The following is a 16,346-nucleotide window of genomic DNA, read 5'->3' on the forward strand; positions in this document are numbered from 1 at the left end:
GAGATACAGTTCATGAGTAGAAAGAAAAGACCAGTGAAACAAACCAAGAGAGGTCGTTCTTGGTTTTGGTTATTTGTCAAAATCGCCATTGTGATTGCGGTTTTAATGGGCATTTATGGTGTTTATTTACATTCTCAAATTAAAGAGCGCCTTGATGGCAATGTTTGGGAATTACCCGCCGCGGTTTACGGACGTACCGTTAACTTAGAACCGGGCATGAATTATAGCCAAAAAGAGATGGTGAGCTTACTAGAGGGTATGCAATACCGCAATGTTAACAAAATCACTCGTCCTGGCGAATTTGTTGTAAGAGGCAACACGATTGAAATGTTGCGTCGACCTTTTGATTTTCCTGATGGTCGTGAAGAACAAATTTTAGCTAAATTAGCCTTTGAGCAAAATTCCTTGGTTAGTATTACTAACATGGATAATCAGCGGCAGTTTGGCTTTTTCCGTCTTGATCCTAAATTAATTACCATGATGCAATCTGCAAATGGTGAACAACGCTTATTCTTAGCAAGAGATAAATTCCCACAATTATTAGTGGATACATTAATTGCAACAGAAGATCGCCGCTTCTATGAGCACGACGGTATCAGTTTTTATTCTATTGGTCGTGCTGTATTAGCAAACTTTACTGCGGGCAGAGCAGTTCAAGGTGGGAGTACTTTAACGCAACAGTTAGTGAAAAACCTATTTTTGACTAACGAAAGAACGTTAAAAAGAAAGCTAAATGAAGCCTATATGGCAATTATTATGGATGCGAGTTATAGCAAAGATCGCATCCTAGAGTTGTATCTTAATGAGGTTTTTTTAGGGCAAAGTGGCGATGAACAAATTCGAGGCTTCCCTTTAGCTAGCCTTTACTATTTTGGTCGTCCTGTTGATGAGTTAAGTCTTGATCAGCAAGCACTTTTAGTGGGGATGGTTAAAGGTGCTTCAGCTTATAATCCTTGGCGTAACCCTAAAGCAGCGTTAGAACGTCGTAATGTGGTATTAAAACTACTACAAACCCAAGAGATAATCGACCAAGAGCTTTACAATGTACTTAGTGCGCGTCCTTTAGGTGTGAAGCCACGTAGCGAAGCGTTAACGCCTCAACCTGCGTTTATGCAACTGGTTCGCCAAGAGTTACAAACAACCTTGGGCGATAAAGTGAAAGATTTATCGGGTACGAAAATTTTCACCACATTAGATCCTGTCTCACAAGATGCAGCTGAAAAAGCAGTTGAAGTGGGTGTCGCAGATATCCGTAAAGTTCGTAAAATAGACGATCTTGAAGGGGCGATGGTTGTTGTGGATCGCTTAAGTGGTGAAGTGAGAGCCTTAGTGGGGGGATCTCAACCACAATATGCGGGCTTTAACCGCGCATTATCGGCTCGTCGCTCTATTGGCTCTTTAGCAAAACCCGCGACCTATTTAACCGCATTAAGTGAACCAGAGCGTTTTCGTTTAAATACATGGCTTGCTGATGAACCGATTTCTGTACCTATTCCGGGGGGGAAACCTTGGCAACCTCGTAACTACGATCGTGGTTATAAAGGTAAATTAATGCTGGTGGATGCATTAGCAACATCACGTAATATACCTACAGTAAATCTTGGTTTAGAAGTGGGATTAGACCAAGTTATCAAAACATGGATCAACTTAGGCGCACCAGCGGAAAATCTGGAAAAAGTACCAGCGATGTTATTAGGTGCATTAAACTTAACACCGATGGAAGTGGCTCAAACCTTCCAAACAATTGGTAGTTTAGGTAATCGTGCAAAATTATCATCATTACGTTCTGTTATTGCCCAAGATGGCACAGTGCTTTACCAAAGTTATCCTCAAGCTGAAACGACTGTCTCACCTCAAGCGGCTTATATGACGTTATTTGGTATGCAACAAGTGGTGAACTCGGGAACAGCATGGCGTGTATTAAAACCAAAATTTGGCAATTATAACCTTGCAGGCAAAACCGGTACCACTAACGATCTTCGTGATAGTTGGTTTGCCGGAATAGATGGCAAGGAGGTGACGATTTCATGGATGGGACGCGATAATAATGGTCCAACGAACTTAACGGGTTCAACAGGGGCGCTGTTGCTGTATCGTAACTATTTAGAAAATCAAGCACCGCTGAAATTAAATCCACCAGTACCAGAAGATATCGCTGAAATGTCTGTTGATGCTCAAGGTAACTTTGCTTGTTATGGTGGAGGTGTTCGTATTCTACCTGTATGGACAGCAAATCCAGATGGATTGTGTACACCTATTCAGCAAGATACTGATGAAAGTGGCGCACCAAAATGGTTACAAGATCTATTTTCTGAGTAGGTAATCACGTAGATTAGCTAAAATAAAAACGGCACATAAGTGCCGTTTTTTGTTTATTTACATCTTATTTTATCAAAAAACTAATCGGATCTTAGCCCTTCATCTGAGCAAAAGCATATTCCGCTGCATCAATAGTGCGTTGAATATCTTCTTTGGTATGAGCAATCGACATAAAGCCAGCTTCAAATGCTGAAGGCGCAAGGTAGATGCGTTTTTCTAACATTAAGTGGAAAAATTGCTTAAAGCGCTCGACATCGCAGTTCATCACATCTTGATAGCAAGTCACTTCTTTTGCATCCGTAAAGAATAGACCAAACATACCGCCAACATGGTTGATAACCATCGGGATGCCCGCTTGTTGTGCTTTTTCAAGTAAACCATCAGCTAGCATTGTTGTTAGCTCATTTAATGTTTGATGAACACCCGGTTGTGATACTTCGTGTAAACACGCGAGACCTGCTGCCATTGCAATGGGGTTACCTGATAACGTCCCCGCTTGGTAAACAGGCCCAATTGGTGCGAGTTTAGACATCACTTCCATATGTCCACCAAATGCACCCACTGGCATACCGCCACCAATGATTTTACCTAAGCATGTTAAGTCAGGATCAACATCGTAGTAAGCTTGTGCGCCACCTAATGCGACGCGAAAGCCTGTCATAACTTCATCTATAATCAGCAATGCACCAAACTCATCACATAATGCACGCAAGCCCGGTAAGAAGTCTGCTTTTGGTGGTACACAGTTCATATTGCCTGCAACAGGTTCAACAATGATACAAGCGACTTCTTCAGGGTAGTTTTCAAATGCTTGGCGTACAGAATTCAAATCATTGTAAGTACAGGTTAAGGTGTGTTTTACAAAATCAGCCGGTACACCCGGTGAATTTGGCTGCCCCATCGTTAATGCGCCAGAGCCCGCTTTTACTAATAGACAATCAGCATGACCGTGGTAGCAACCTTCAAACTTAATGATTTTGTCACGACCAGTGTAACCTCGAGCAAGGCGAATAGCGCTCATTGTCGCTTCTGTTCCTGAGTTCACCATGCGAACCATATCCATGGAAGGTACAAGTTCAGTAACTAGGTTTGCCATTTCAACTTCAGCTGCTGTTGGTGCACCAAAGCTTAGACCTTTTTGTACAGCGTCAGTAACTGCATGGCGAATAGAAGGGTGGTTGTGGCCTAAAACCATCGGTCCCCATGAGCCGACATAGTCAAGGTAAGCTCGTCCATCAACATCATAAATATACGCACCATTAGCACGTTCAATAAAAAGAGGGGTTCCACCTACACCGTTAAATGCTCTAACAGGTGAGTTGACACCGCCGGGGATCACTTGTTGTGCGAGATTATAAAGCGTTTCAGACTTGCTCATGTCAGACTCCTAATGATGGGTGAGCGTAAGATTAAGGCGTATTCTAAAGCACCGCGCAGATGAAGCCAAATATACGACAACAACATTTTGATTTATCACTGTTATTGTGGGTACGTGGTTTATCGTAAAAAGTGATAGGTAGCAAAAAGTGTATTTTGTCCACAACAAACTTGAAGGTTATGAGCAGGTATTAGATAATCATCACATTATATCAGCAAGAAATATAAATTTTTGCTGGCTGTTTTTTTGCTGGAATACCCAGTCTGGAGTGAACAATGAGTGATGATATGGCTCTGCCGTTACAATTTACTGACGCGGCTGCAAATAAAGTAAAAGATTTGATTGCGGATGAAGAAAATCCAAATCTGCGTTTACGTGTTTATATCACGGGTGGCGGTTGTAGCGGATTCCAGTATGGTTTTACCTTTGATGATGCAATGAATGAAGGTGATATGACCATAGAAAAACAAGGCGTTGCCTTAGTGGTTGATCCGATGAGTTTACAGTATTTAGTGGGTGGCTGTGTGGATTATACCGAGGGATTGGAAGGGTCGCGTTTTATTGTGACGAATCCTAATGCTAAGAGTACGTGTGGTTGCGGTTCCTCCTTTAGTATTTGATCCTTCTTTGGCGTCGTGGCTGTGCAGTAGTGCCACGGCGTTAGAGCAGTGCTCGTAATGCTCACATACTAATATATGCTCCGCTTACTGTGCGCTGTCTGTCTTGTTGCACTGCTTGCTCACGACTTTTGTCTGTGGTTACTCTTCTCTTTTTTTCTTCTCTTCTTTATTTTTGATTGTTTAAAGGGTTGTGTATTAGTAGCGATAGAATAATTATTTTGCTAATGGTTCGTTGCTATTGCCTTACAAACTTGCTGTGCTGCGTTAATAATACGCGGTGCAGGTCGACTAAAACTGTCTTCATCAATAGCAATAACGGGTACAGTGAGCTGAGGTTGCCAAAATGCTTGTACTGTAGGTATTTGATCTGCTTTACCACTGAATATAATTAAATCAGGTTGTTTTGTAAGTACTTGCTCACGACTTACTTGAGGCCATGCCACAGAGCTATTAGCAAAGATATTTTCACCGCCACAAAGTTCAATAATATAGCTTTGTAATGTGTTATTTGATGTGGTAAATAACGGCTGCATCCCAAATTGGATAAACACCTTTTTCTTGGGATGATTAGATATAGTTGATGAGTATTGTTGCTGCAATACTTGATATTGCTGGCGTAATTGTTGGGCATTTTTTAATGCAATATCAGGATGATGGCTATAATTGGAAAGAGTAACGAGATCGTCTGCAATTTCTTCAATACTTTGTGGATCAGAATAGATGATAGGGATACCCAAAGCTTTTAACTGATCTAACGAACGTTGTGGATTACCGCCTTGCCATGCAATCACTAAATCTGGCTTTAATAATAGAATGCGTTCGATATTAATACCCTGCCAATTGGCAACTTGTTCAATACTTTTGGCTCTCTCTGGATAATCAGAGTAAGCACTAACTCCGACAATATTATCACTCATCCCTGCGGCATAAGCCATTTCGGTGGCTGATGGCGATAGCGTAATAACACGATCAGCAGGCGTGATAGCAATGGCAAAGTTTAGCCAAAATAATGAACAGAGTAATAATCCAAAATTGATAAATAAACGCATTGCTATTCCAATAATAAAAAATACCCACCTAACTTTTATCTTAGAATAAGTAAAAAATAAAGGTGGGGGTATTGATAAAGCGATATTAGGATTATCTCGACTTAATTAGTCTTTTAATTTATCCAACATCGCTGTCACCATTAAGCTTGATTGTTCTGCTGCTACAGATAAAAATTCATCAAAGCTTAAATGTGATTCTTTATCAGCCACATCAGAAATAGCGCGAACTACAACAAATGGTGTGTTGAATTGATGACAAACATGACCAATCGCGGTGGATTCCATTTCTACGGCAGCAACATCTGGGAATGTACGACGAATGCGCGCTAAAGGCTCTGAACCATTAATAAAGGCATCACCGCTACAAATTAAACCACGAACAGCATTTAATTTTAGCGATTCAATACACTCTTCTGCGATGCTAACAAGTTTAGGATCTGCAATAAAAGCAGGAGGGCATTGTGCCATTTGACCAGGTTCATAACCAAACGCAGTAACATCTGCATCGTGATAGCGAACTTCTGTTGAAACAACGATATCACCGACATTTAATCTTGAGTCTAAGCCACCCGCAGAACCAGTATTGATAACAACATCAGGGCGAAAATGCTCAAGCAATAAGGTTGTGCCAATCGAAGCCGCAACTTTACCAATACCTGATTTTAATAATGCAATATCAACACCGTTGATTGTGCCTGTATAGATTTCACAACCGCCACGAGATAAGATTTGGCAATCTTCAATTTTCTCACGTAGAAGTGTGACTTCTTGCTCCATTGCACCTATTACGCCAACTCTCATTGTGTCATACTCACTTGTAGGTTAATAATAAATAGAAATTTAAATAGAGTTTAACATCTATCGGAAAAACACGATATAACACAAAGAATAGAGAATTCGTTTCATCGAAACCAGAAAGAGGACAGAAATGATCGATTTTAAGCTGAAGTTAAATTATCAACGCAAATATAACAGCAGTGATATCGATATTAACGATGAAATGCAGGTTTCTCGTCAATTTGAAAGTGATCGTGGCCGTATTATTAACTCAGCCGCTATTCGGCGTTTACAACAAAAAACGCAAGTCTTTCCTTTAGAGCAAAATTCCGCAGTACGTAGCCGTCTTACTCATTCTCTTGAAGTTCAGCAAATTGGTCGTTATATCGCTAAACAAATTATCGGCGAATTAAAAAAACAAAATAAGCTTGAAGTGTATGGCTTAATTGATCGCATCGATAGTCTTGAAAGTTTAATTGAGATGGCGTGCTTAATGCACGATATTGGTAATCCACCTTTTGGTCATTTTGGTGAGGCCGCGATTAAGCATTGGTTTCAAAAAGTATTATCACCAGAGGCGACAGCCGAATTCGATAATTGCCCGTTTATCCCTATGCAGTATTCAGCTAAAGTGCAATTAAATGAATTGCGACAAACTTTACGCCAAGATTTATGCCAATTTGAAGGCAATGCTCAAGCTATTCGAATGGCGCATCATCTTCTTAAATTGAATTTAACCTATGCTCAAATAGGTTGTGTATTAAAATATACTCGTCCTGCTTATTGGCAAGGTGAAATCCCCAAAGAATATAGCTATTTAATGAAGAAACCGGGGTATTACTGGTCTGAATTAGCATTCGTAAAAGAAGTACAAGAAAAATTAGATATGGGCGAATTTTGTCGCTTTCCTCTCACATATATTATGGAAGCTGCCGACGATATCTCGTATTGCATTGCGGATTTAGATGATGCGGTAGAAAAGGGGATTTTTGATATCAACCGTCTTGTTCAACTTTTACGAGATGCATGGCGTGAAAATGGTGATGTGACCGAAGGTGATTTATTCGATATTACAGTAAATCGTGCCTATAAAAAAGTCGATCAAAATGAAGCTAAACGTAGCATGCAAGATCAGTTTTTTATGTATTTACGAGTTTATATTACAGGAAAATTAGTCCCTTATACGGCGTACCGTTTTATAAAAAATCTCCCTCAAGTTTATGACGGGAGTTTTAATCACGCCTTATTGGAGGGAGATAGTGCAGAGCATCGTTTATTAACAACATTAAAAAGTGTCGCTAAAAAATGGGTGTTTAGCCATCCTGAAGTTGAAGAGCTTGAAATGAAAGGATATCGCGTGATCAGTGGATTACTTGATATTTATAAGCCCTTGCTTTTATTATCAACTGAAGATTTTTTAAGATTGCATAAATATAACGAACATCCTAAATATGTAATTGAGACGCGTTTATATCATAAGCTTTCTGTTAAACATAAACTGGCTTATAACGAAATGTTAGAAAAGCTAAATGATATAAATACTGAAAAAGGAAAAATTTTAGAGTTTTATTATCGTACCAGATTAATTCAAGATTATATCAGTGGAATGACTGATCATTATGCTTATGAAGAATATAGAAAATTAATGGTTTGTGATTAATTTGTAATCATTAAGAGAAATGCTATCTAATTGATTGGTGATAATTTTTAGACTTTTCTTAGTGATAATAAATGTTTATTAAAATAACAGAAAATAGATGTTATTAATTGTAAATATATTCAATATAAAAGTTATATATAATATTTGTTAGTTATAGAACAATATAAAATTCATAAAGCGAGTGCCTTAGGTTGTTATCATTAAAAGTTTTCTCAATTTAACAAAAATATTGCTTATATCAGTTAAGTAAATAACTTGTTCGATGTTATACTCTTCCCATGTTTTCTTCTGAAATGCATAGTCATTCATGTAACGCTGAAAAACATACAGCGTATTCTAAAACGATGCCATTTCACTGTTAATCCGTCATTGATACTTAATTTAATACTATGGTGCAGTTTTATTCTCCTAAAAAACGCCCTGTGAAAAAACAGGCGACAACTCTGGAAGTGACCGCCAGTGCATTGGATGCAAATGGTCAAGGTATTGCTCATGCTGAGGGCAAAACGATTTTTGTAAAAGGATTACTCCCACAAGAAACTGCTCGTATTCGTTTAACAGAAGAAAAGCGCCAGTTTGCTAAAGGCGAGGTTATTAAGCGTTTAACTACTAGTGAGCAGCGTATAACGCCTCATTGTGAATATTATGAGCGTTGTGGTGGTTGTCAGCAGCAACATGTGCCGATTGCGTTACAACGTACAACAAAAGCGGGTGTGTTATCACATCTTATTAAACGTGAAACGGGTGTGGTGATTTCGGCGGAACCTGTTATTTCCGGCGCTGAATATGGTTATCGTCGTAGAGCAAGATTGGGATTGCGTTATCAACCTGAAAAAGGGTTGGTGATGGGCTTTCGCCAAGAGCGCTCTAATGATTTGGTCATGATAAAAAAATGCCCAGTATTAAAATCACAGTTAAATGATTTATTGTCTCCTCTTTGGGAATGTCTTAAACAATTAACATCAGTACGTGATTTAGGGCATGTTGAAATGGTGCTCGCTGATAATGGGCCGTTGGTGATTTTACGTCATCTATCACCATTACCTGAGAGTGATAAACAGAGTTTGCGTGATTTCTCTCAAACTCATCAAGTTACGATGTATCTTGCAGGTGATAATAGCGAGATAGCACGATTAACTTCAATTGAGAAGGAACCCTTCTATCAAATAGAAGGTCTAAATTTACGTTTTGCACCTACTGATTTTATTCAAGTAAACGATGAAATAAATCCTAAGATGGTTGCACAAGCTATTGAATGGCTTGATTTATCGCCAGAAGATCGCGTGTTAGATCTGTTTTGTGGTATGGGAAACTTTACTTTACCTATCGCAAAACGTGTCAGTGAAGTGGTGGGCATCGAAGGTGTACCTGCGCTGGTTGAAATGGCGAAAAAGAATGCAGAACTAAACCAACTAGGTAATGCGCATTTTTGGCATGCAGATTTATCAGCTGATTTCTCTGCGATGTCGTGGTCGAAAGAAGGTTTTAACAAAGTGTTGTTAGATCCCGCAAGAGCAGGCGCTTTGGAGGTAATGTCACATATTGTGAAGTTATCCGCAGAAAAAATTGTGTATGTCTCCTGTAATCCGACCACGTTAGCCAGAGATAGTAAGATATTATTAGATTCTGGATATCAGCTAGCCGGTTTAAAAATGTTGGATATGTTTCCACAAACGGGTCATCTGGAATCAATGGCACTGTTTAGTCGAAAGTAAATTTATTTGAAAATAAACAGTTAGCCAGTAAATAAGTCGCAAATAAGATTTATACCGTGTAGGGAGAGAATATGGTTGCAGTAAGAAGTGCTCACTTAACACCTGCAGGAGAGTTTGCTGTTGATAAATGGGTCAATAGCTTGAACTTAACCCATGTCAATGCGGGTAGTGAAATCATGCAAACCTGGGAATACTGCCATCGTACTGTTCAAGGGCGTGAAGATGCCGAACTGTTATTGTGGCGTGGTGTTGAAATGGTTGAGCTTCTTTCGACACTAAGCATGGATAAAGACAGCATGAGGGCAGCGCTTCTTTTCCCTCTTGCTGAAGAAAATCTTATTGATCAGGAAATTGTTACTGAACACTTTGGTGATGCCATTTGGAGCTTAGTGCGTGGTGTTATGGAGATGGATGCCATACGCCAATTAAAAGCGACACACACTAATGAAACAAGTTCAGTTCAGGTAGATAACGTGCGTCGCATGCTGTTATCTATGGTGGAAGATTTCCGTTGTGTGGTCATTAAACTTTCAGAACGTATTGCCCATTTACGTGAAGTGAAAGATGCCACAGAAGATGAGCGCGTACTGGCTGCTAAAGAGTGTTTTAATATTTATGCACCATTAGCCAACCGATTGGGTATTGGTCAATTAAAATGGGAGTTAGAAGATTTTTGTTTCCGCTATCTTCATCCTGATGAATATAAAAAAATAGCAAGCTTGCTTCATGAGCGCCGTATCGATCGCGAACAGTACATTGATAATTTTGTCAGTACAGTACGTGGTTATATGAAAGAAGAAAATGTCGATGTAGATATCTATGGACGTCCCAAACACATCTATAGTATTTGGCGCAAAATGAAGAAAAAGAACCTCGCATTCGATGAGTTATTTGATGTGAGAGCGGTACGTATTGTTGTTGAACGTCTTCAAGACTGCTATGCAGCATTAGGGATTGTACATACGCATTTCCGTCATTTGCCTGATGAATTCGATGATTATGTTGCAAATCCAAAACCGAATGGCTATCAATCTATTCATACGGTTGTGTTAGGGCCTGAAGGCAAAACGGTTGAGATCCAAATTCGTACTCGCCAAATGCATGAAGATGCTGAATTGGGTGTGGCTGCGCACTGGAAATATAAAGAAGGTGCAACTGGCGCTGCAACGAAAGGCGGTACAGGCAGTTATGAAAACCGCATTGCATGGTTACGTAAACTGATTGCATGGCAAGAAGAGATGGCGGATTCTGGCGAAATGTTGGATGAAGTCCGGAGCCAAGTCTTTGATGATAGAGTTTACGTCTTTACACCAAAAGGTGATGTAGTTGATTTACCAGCGGGATCAACACCACTTGATTTTGCTTATCATATTCATAGTGATGTGGGACATCGCTGTATTGGAGCGAAAATTGGCGGGCGTATTGTGCCGTTTAGCTATCAATTACAGATGGGTGACCAAATTGAAATTATCACGCAAAAACATCCTAATCCAAGTCGTGATTGGTTAAATCCTAACTTAGGTTATGTCACCACAAGTCGTGGGCGTGCGAAAATTCATAATTGGTTCCGTAAGCAAGATCGCGATAAAAATATTCTTGCTGGACGCCAGATTTTAGATAACGAATTGGCGCATATGGATATCAACATGAAAGAAGCAGAAAAACTGCTGATTGCGCGTTATAACGTGCATAGTGTTGATGAAGTATTAGCTGGTATTGGTGTCGGTGATATCAGAATTAACCAGTTAGTGAACTTTATTCAAAGTAAATTAAATAAAGCCACTGCGGAAGATGAAGATAAAGAAGCTCTGCGGACACTTGAAAACAAAACGCCAGCACCTAGAGCCACAGGATCAGGTGGAAGCATTGTTGTCGAAGGTGTGGGTAACTTAATGCATCATATCGCACGTTGTTGCCAACCTATTCCGGGTGACAATATTGTCGGCTTTATCACTAAAGGTCGTGGTATTTCGATTCACCGCGCTGACTGTGAGCAACTTGCTGAACTGCTTTCTCATGCACCAGAACGTATCGTTGATGCGGTATGGGGAGAGAATTACTCTAGTGGTTATTCATTAGTTGTTCGTGTTGTTGCTAATGATCGTAGTGGATTATTGCGTGATATCACCACTATTTTAGCGAATGAAAAAGTCAATGTGCTAGGTGTCAGTAGCCGTAGTGATGTGAAGCAACAAATTGCGACAATCGATATGAATATTGAGATTTATAATCTCCAAGTATTAGGTCGTATTTTGGCAAAACTTAATCAGTTGCCTGATGTGATAGAGGCGAAACGCTTTTCTCACTAAAACATTAAAATGATAAGATGCCGAGACAACTGTTCTCGGCATTTTTTTATCTAAAAATGTATTAAACAGGATAAAGCTCACTCTTATTTAAAAGGCAATATGATGTCAGAAAATCGTGAAATCTTTCGTTTATTAGAAATTATGGCGCAGTTACGTGATCCAGATACTGGATGCGAATGGGATAAAGTGCAGACTTTTGACACTATCGCGCCTTATACATTAGAAGAAACGTATGAGGTGTTAGATGCTATTACTCGTAAAGATTTTGCTGATTTAAAAGAAGAGTTAGGCGATTTGCTTTATCAAGTTGTTTTTTATTCACGAATGGCGCAAGAGCAAAAATTATTTGATTTTAATGATGTTTGTGAAGCGATTAGTAATAAGCTAGAACGTCGTCATCCTCATATCTTTGCCTCTGAAAGCGAAAACAATTTATCAACGGAAAAACATCGCTGGGAAAAGCTGAAAGCACAAGAGCGTGAAGCAAAAGCACAATTTTCATTATTAGATGATATTCCCGCTACATTACCCGCTTTGATGAAAGCAGAAAAAATTCAGAAACGATGTGCTTCTGTCGGATTTGATTGGAATGAACTTGAACCTGTTTTAGGTAAAGTGTTTGAGGAAATTAATGAAGTGATGGCTGAAGTGAAAAAAACACCTCAAGATGCGTCTAAAATTGAAGATGAATTGGGTGATTTACTATTTTCAGTTGTAAATTTATCTCGGCATTTAAAACAAAAACCAGAACAAGCATTAAATCGAGCATGTCGTAAATTTGAACAACGCTTTCGCTTTGTTGAAAAAACGCTCTCGGAAGATGGCATAGACATAGAAAATGCTTCATTGGAAGAGATGGAGATCTGTTGGCAGAAAGCAAAGAAACAACAGATTGAGTGAATTGTGACACGCAAATTAACGCCAGTGTGACATAAAATGCGATAAAAATAGCTTGTAACATCTCGTTTTTTCAGCTGTTTTTATAAAACTTGTTAAAAATCGAAATTATAAAAGGTAATTTCGTTTTTTTGTTTTTAGATGATTTTAAATATTGCAGTTACATTTAATTGCATTAAAAATGTGATTAACCTCAAAAAAATTAAAAGCATGATCATAAGCAAAAGATCTCGCTATAAACCTGCTACACTTAATATCGTGAAAAAAATAAAGCATCTCTTTTCTAAAAGTGGTATCTTAGCTGAAAGGATTAAGCTAAAATGCTTGAGAAATATTTTCACGGGTTTAGTTTATTGAATTTTTACTGTTTTTTCGTGTTTAAACGGATAAGTGGCGTGATGAAAAAGAACTTTATACTACTAAGAATATTTGTAGCGAAAATAAGGTTCGGGTATACTGTGTTCCCGTCCAGTTATATCCATCATCCTAATACACCTAAACTTTCAGGTTCAGCATGAAAACGAATTATATTTTTGTGACCGGCGGGGTCGTATCCTCTCTGGGTAAAGGCATTGCCGCAGCCTCTCTGGCGGCTATACTCGAAGCCCGTGGACTCAATGTCACCATGATGAAGTTGGATCCGTATATCAACGTCGATCCAGGTACTATGAGCCCAATTCAGCACGGGGAAGTCTTCGTCACTGACGATGGTGCTGAGACTGATCTCGACTTAGGACACTATGAGCGCTTTATTCGCACGAAAATGACTCGTCGTAATAACTTCACGACAGGTCGCGTATACTCTGAAGTATTACGTAAAGAGCGCCGTGGTGACTATCTTGGGGCTACAATTCAAGTTATTCCTCATATCACTAATGAAATCAAAGAACGCATCATCCGTGGCGGTGAAGGCCATGATGTCGTTTTAGTTGAAGTCGGCGGGACTGTTGGTGATATCGAATCTTTACCATTCTTAGAAGCGATTCGCCAAATGGCAGCAGAAGTGGGCCGTGAGCACACATTCTACCTACATTTAACATTAGTGCCTTATTTAGCCGCTTCTGGTGAAGTGAAAACCAAACCAACTCAGCATTCTGTAAAAGAATTACTGTCGATCGGTATTCAGCCAGATGCGTTGATTTGCCGTTCAGACCGCGTTATTCCTGCAAACGAACGTGCCAAAATTGCACTGTTCTGTAATGTGCCAGAGAAAGCGGTTATTTCATTAAAAGACGTCGATTCCATTTATAAAATCCCTGCACTATTGAAATCACAGGGATTAGATGATTATATCTGTAAACGATTCAGCTTAGATTGCCCAGTTGCAAATCTTGCAGAGTGGGAACAAGTTATTTACGAAGAAGCTAATCCTGAAGGCGAAGTAACCATTGGTATGGTTGGTAAATATGTTGAATTACCAGATGCCTATAAATCAGTGATTGAAGCATTAAAACATGGTGGTTTCAAAAGCCGTGTTACTGTAAATATCAAATTAATTGATTCACAAGACGTTGAAACCCGTGGCGTAGAAATGCTTAAAGGGTTAGATGCAATCTTAGTACCTGGTGGTTTTGGTGAACGTGGTGTTGAGGGCAAGATTATGGCTGCTCAATATGCGCGTGAAAATAAAATCCCTTACTTAGGCATTTGCTTAGGTATGCAGGTTGCTATGATTGAGTTTGCACGTAATGTTGTTGGTATGGAAGGCGCAAACTCTACTGAATTTGCACCAGATTGCAAATATCCAGTTATCGCATTAATTACTGAATGGCGCGATGAAAATGGCAACATTGAAGTGCGTTCAGATGAAAGTGATTTAGGTGGCACGATGCGCCTTGGTGCTCAGCCTTGCCATTTAAGTGGTGATAGCTTAGTTCGTACACTGTATGGCAAAAACACCATTACAGAGCGCCATCGTCACCGTTATGAAGTAAATAATCTGCTATTAAAACGTATCGAAGATGCGGGTTTACGTATTGCAGGTCGTTCAGTAGATAACAAACTGGTGGAAATTATTGAAAATCCAAACCATCCTTGGTTTGTTGCTTGTCAGTTCCACCCAGAGTTTACCTCAACGCCGCGTGACGGCCATCCGTTATTTGCAGGCTTTGTGAAAGCAGCCTTTGATAACCAAAAAGGCCTGCTGAAATAGGATATATGAGAAGAGATAGGGTATCTCTTCTCGGAAATTTAACTTGTACAGAGGAAAACCGAATGTCCAAAATCGTTAAAGTACTTGGTCGTGAAATTATTGATTCTCGTGGCAACCCAACAGTTGAAGCAGAAGTTCACTTAGAAGGTGGTTTTGTTGGTATGGCAGCTGCTCCATCAGGTGCATCAACAGGTTCTCGCGAAGCTTTAGAATTACGTGATGGTGATAAATCACGTTTCTTAGGTAAAGGTGTTCTGAAAGCGGTTTCAGCTGTTAATGGTCCAATCGCTAAAGCGATCCTTGGCCAGGATGCAAAAGACCAAGCTAACATCGATAAAATCATGATCGATTTAGACGGTACTGAAAACAAATCAAACTTTGGTGCAAACGCAATCCTAGCGGTTTCTTTAGCAAACGCAAAAGCAGCAGCTGCTGCGAAAGGTATGCCTTTGTATGAGCACATTTCTGATCTGAACGGTACTCACGGTCAATATTCTATGCCTCTGCCAATGATGAACATCATCAATGGTGGTGAGCACGCAGATAACAACGTTGATATCCAAGAATTTATGATCCAACCAGTTGGCGCACCTACTCTGAAAGAAGCAGTGCGTATGGGTTCAGAAATCTTCCATCACTTAGCAAAAGTGCTGAAAGCAAAAGGTATGAACACAGCTGTTGGTGACGAAGGTGGTTATGCGCCAAACTTAGAATCTAACGCTGCTGCATTAGCTGCTATCAAAGAAGCCGTTGAGAAAGCTGGTTACGTTTTAGGTAAAGACGTTACTCTGGCTATGGACTGTGCAGCTTCTGAGTTCTACAACAACGAAACTGGTAACTACGAACTGAAAGGCGAAGGCAAAACCTTCACTTCACAAGAGTTCACTCATTACTTAGAAGAACTGACTAAACAATACCCAATCGTTTCTATCGAAGATGGTTTAAACGAATCTGACTGGGATGGTTTTGCATACCAAACTAAAGTTCTTGGTGACAAAATCCAACTGGTTGGTGACGACCTGTTTGTAACTAACACTAAGATCCTGAAAGAAGGTATCGACAAAGGCATCGCTAACTCAATTCTGATCAAATTTAACCAAATCGGTTCACTGACAGAAACTTTAGCAGCAATCAAAATGGCGAAAGATGCAGGCTACACAGCTGTTATCTCTCACCGTTCTGGTGAAACAGAAGATGCAACTATCGCTGACTTAGCAGTTGGTACAGCAGCTGGCCAAATCAAAACAGGTTCTATGAGCCGTTCTGACCGTGTTGCTAAATATAACCAACTGATCCGTATCGAAGAAGCATTAGGTAACAAAGCACCTTTCAACGGTTTGAAAGAAGTTAAAGGCCAAGCATAATCTTGCACCTTTGATTAAAAAATCTTATTGATTGAAAAGGGGAGAGCCTTAAGTTCTCCCCTTTTTTTAATTTTTTTTCAGAAAAAACAGAATATTTATTCTTAAC

General features: G+C 39.6%; 11 protein-coding genes. 8 read left to right on the top strand and 3 right to left on the bottom strand.

The genetic code is table 11. The features are described 5' to 3' along the window. Nucleotides 1–12 precede the first annotated feature (12 nt). Nucleotides 13–2,319, top strand: a complete 2,307-nt coding sequence (gene mrcB / locus GTH25_RS03780; RefSeq protein WP_075673458.1) for a bifunctional glycosyl transferase/transpeptidase — start codon at nucleotides 13–15, stop codon at nucleotides 2,317–2,319. A gap of 91 nt (nucleotides 2,320–2,410) precedes the next feature. Here mrcB and hemL read toward each other — a convergent pair whose 3' ends face one another. Continuing rightward, nucleotides 2,411–3,697 (bottom strand): glutamate-1-semialdehyde 2,1-aminomutase, encoded by a 1,287-nt coding sequence (gene hemL, locus GTH25_RS03785; protein ID WP_156733068.1) that lies wholly within the window; start codon nucleotides 3,695–3,697, stop codon nucleotides 2,411–2,413. 275 nt (nucleotides 3,698–3,972) lie between these two features. Between hemL and erpA the strand changes: the two genes are divergently transcribed. Then, nucleotides 3,973–4,317: an iron-sulfur cluster insertion protein ErpA gene (erpA, locus tag GTH25_RS03790; protein WP_006534944.1), complete on the top strand. Its 345-nt coding sequence runs from the start codon at nucleotides 3,973–3,975 to the stop codon at nucleotides 4,315–4,317. A gap of 221 nt (nucleotides 4,318–4,538) precedes the next feature. Here erpA and btuF read toward each other — a convergent pair whose 3' ends face one another. Next, complete coding sequence (gene btuF, locus GTH25_RS03795) at nucleotides 4,539–5,366, bottom strand: vitamin B12 ABC transporter substrate-binding protein BtuF (RefSeq protein WP_075673456.1); 828 nt, start codon at nucleotides 5,364–5,366, stop codon at nucleotides 4,539–4,541. Nucleotides 5,367–5,471: 105 nt separating this feature from the next. Next, on the bottom strand, nucleotides 5,472–6,167 hold the full coding sequence (gene mtnN, locus GTH25_RS03800; protein WP_164530337.1) for a 5'-methylthioadenosine/S-adenosylhomocysteine nucleosidase: 696 nt from the start codon (nucleotides 6,165–6,167) through the stop codon (nucleotides 5,472–5,474). Nucleotides 6,168–6,294: 127 nt separating this feature from the next. On the opposite strand from mtnN, the gene dgt reads away from it, so the two are divergent. The 6 genes from dgt (at nucleotide 6,295) to eno (ending at nucleotide 16,240) form a co-directional block, all read left to right on the top strand. Next, the gene (gene dgt, locus GTH25_RS03805) at nucleotides 6,295–7,803 is read left to right on the top strand and encodes a dGTPase (protein ID WP_075673454.1); all 1,509 of its coding nucleotides are present in this window, start codon (nucleotides 6,295–6,297) and stop codon (nucleotides 7,801–7,803) included. Nucleotides 7,804–8,192: 389 nt separating this feature from the next. Further along, on the top strand, nucleotides 8,193–9,518 hold the full coding sequence (rlmD, locus tag GTH25_RS03810) for a 23S rRNA (uracil(1939)-C(5))-methyltransferase RlmD (protein WP_159241697.1): 1,326 nt from the start codon (nucleotides 8,193–8,195) through the stop codon (nucleotides 9,516–9,518). Between the two features lie 71 nt (nucleotides 9,519–9,589). Continuing rightward, nucleotides 9,590–11,827, top strand: a complete 2,238-nt coding sequence (relA, locus tag GTH25_RS03815) for a GTP diphosphokinase (RefSeq protein ID WP_075673388.1) — start codon at nucleotides 9,590–9,592, stop codon at nucleotides 11,825–11,827. A gap of 102 nt (nucleotides 11,828–11,929) precedes the next feature. After that, entirely contained in the window at nucleotides 11,930–12,727 is a 798-nt protein-coding gene (gene mazG, locus GTH25_RS03820; protein ID WP_075673389.1) for a nucleoside triphosphate pyrophosphohydrolase, read from the top strand. A 511-nt stretch (nucleotides 12,728–13,238) separates the two neighbouring features. Beyond that, a complete protein-coding gene (gene pyrG, locus GTH25_RS03830; protein ID WP_075673391.1) occupies nucleotides 13,239–14,876 on the top strand; it encodes a glutamine hydrolyzing CTP synthase in 1,638 nt (545 codons plus the stop codon). 62 nt (nucleotides 14,877–14,938) lie between these two features. Further along, complete coding sequence (gene eno / locus GTH25_RS03835; RefSeq protein ID WP_075673392.1) at nucleotides 14,939–16,240, top strand: phosphopyruvate hydratase; 1,302 nt, start codon at nucleotides 14,939–14,941, stop codon at nucleotides 16,238–16,240. Nucleotides 16,241–16,346: the final 106 nt, after the last annotated feature.

This window comes from Proteus terrae subsp. cibarius, from assembly GCF_011045835.1.
Lineage (GTDB): Bacteria > Pseudomonadota > Gammaproteobacteria > Enterobacterales > Enterobacteriaceae > Proteus > Proteus cibarius.

What these genes read in the sequence shown, in the direction of transcription:
- mrcB (WP_075673458.1), top strand. Translation starts at nt 13, where the DNA reads ATGAGTAGAAAGAAAAGACCAGTGAAACAAACCAAGAGAGGTCGTTCT.
- hemL (WP_156733068.1), bottom strand. Translation starts at nt 3,697, where the DNA reads ATGAGCAAGTCTGAAACGCTTTATAATCTCGCACAACAAGTGATCCCC.
- erpA (WP_006534944.1), top strand. Translation starts at nt 3,973, where the DNA reads ATGAGTGATGATATGGCTCTGCCGTTACAATTTACTGACGCGGCTGCA.
- btuF (WP_075673456.1), bottom strand. Translation starts at nt 5,366, where the DNA reads ATGCGTTTATTTATCAATTTTGGATTATTACTCTGTTCATTATTTTGG.
- mtnN (WP_164530337.1), bottom strand. Translation starts at nt 6,167, where the DNA reads ATGAGAGTTGGCGTAATAGGTGCAATGGAGCAAGAAGTCACACTTCTA.
- dgt (WP_075673454.1), top strand. Translation starts at nt 6,295, where the DNA reads ATGATCGATTTTAAGCTGAAGTTAAATTATCAACGCAAATATAACAGC.
- rlmD (WP_159241697.1), top strand. Translation starts at nt 8,193, where the DNA reads ATGGTGCAGTTTTATTCTCCTAAAAAACGCCCTGTGAAAAAACAGGCG.
- relA (WP_075673388.1), top strand. Translation starts at nt 9,590, where the DNA reads ATGGTTGCAGTAAGAAGTGCTCACTTAACACCTGCAGGAGAGTTTGCT.
- mazG (WP_075673389.1), top strand. Translation starts at nt 11,930, where the DNA reads ATGTCAGAAAATCGTGAAATCTTTCGTTTATTAGAAATTATGGCGCAG.
- pyrG (WP_075673391.1), top strand. Translation starts at nt 13,239, where the DNA reads ATGAAAACGAATTATATTTTTGTGACCGGCGGGGTCGTATCCTCTCTG.
- eno (WP_075673392.1), top strand. Translation starts at nt 14,939, where the DNA reads ATGTCCAAAATCGTTAAAGTACTTGGTCGTGAAATTATTGATTCTCGT.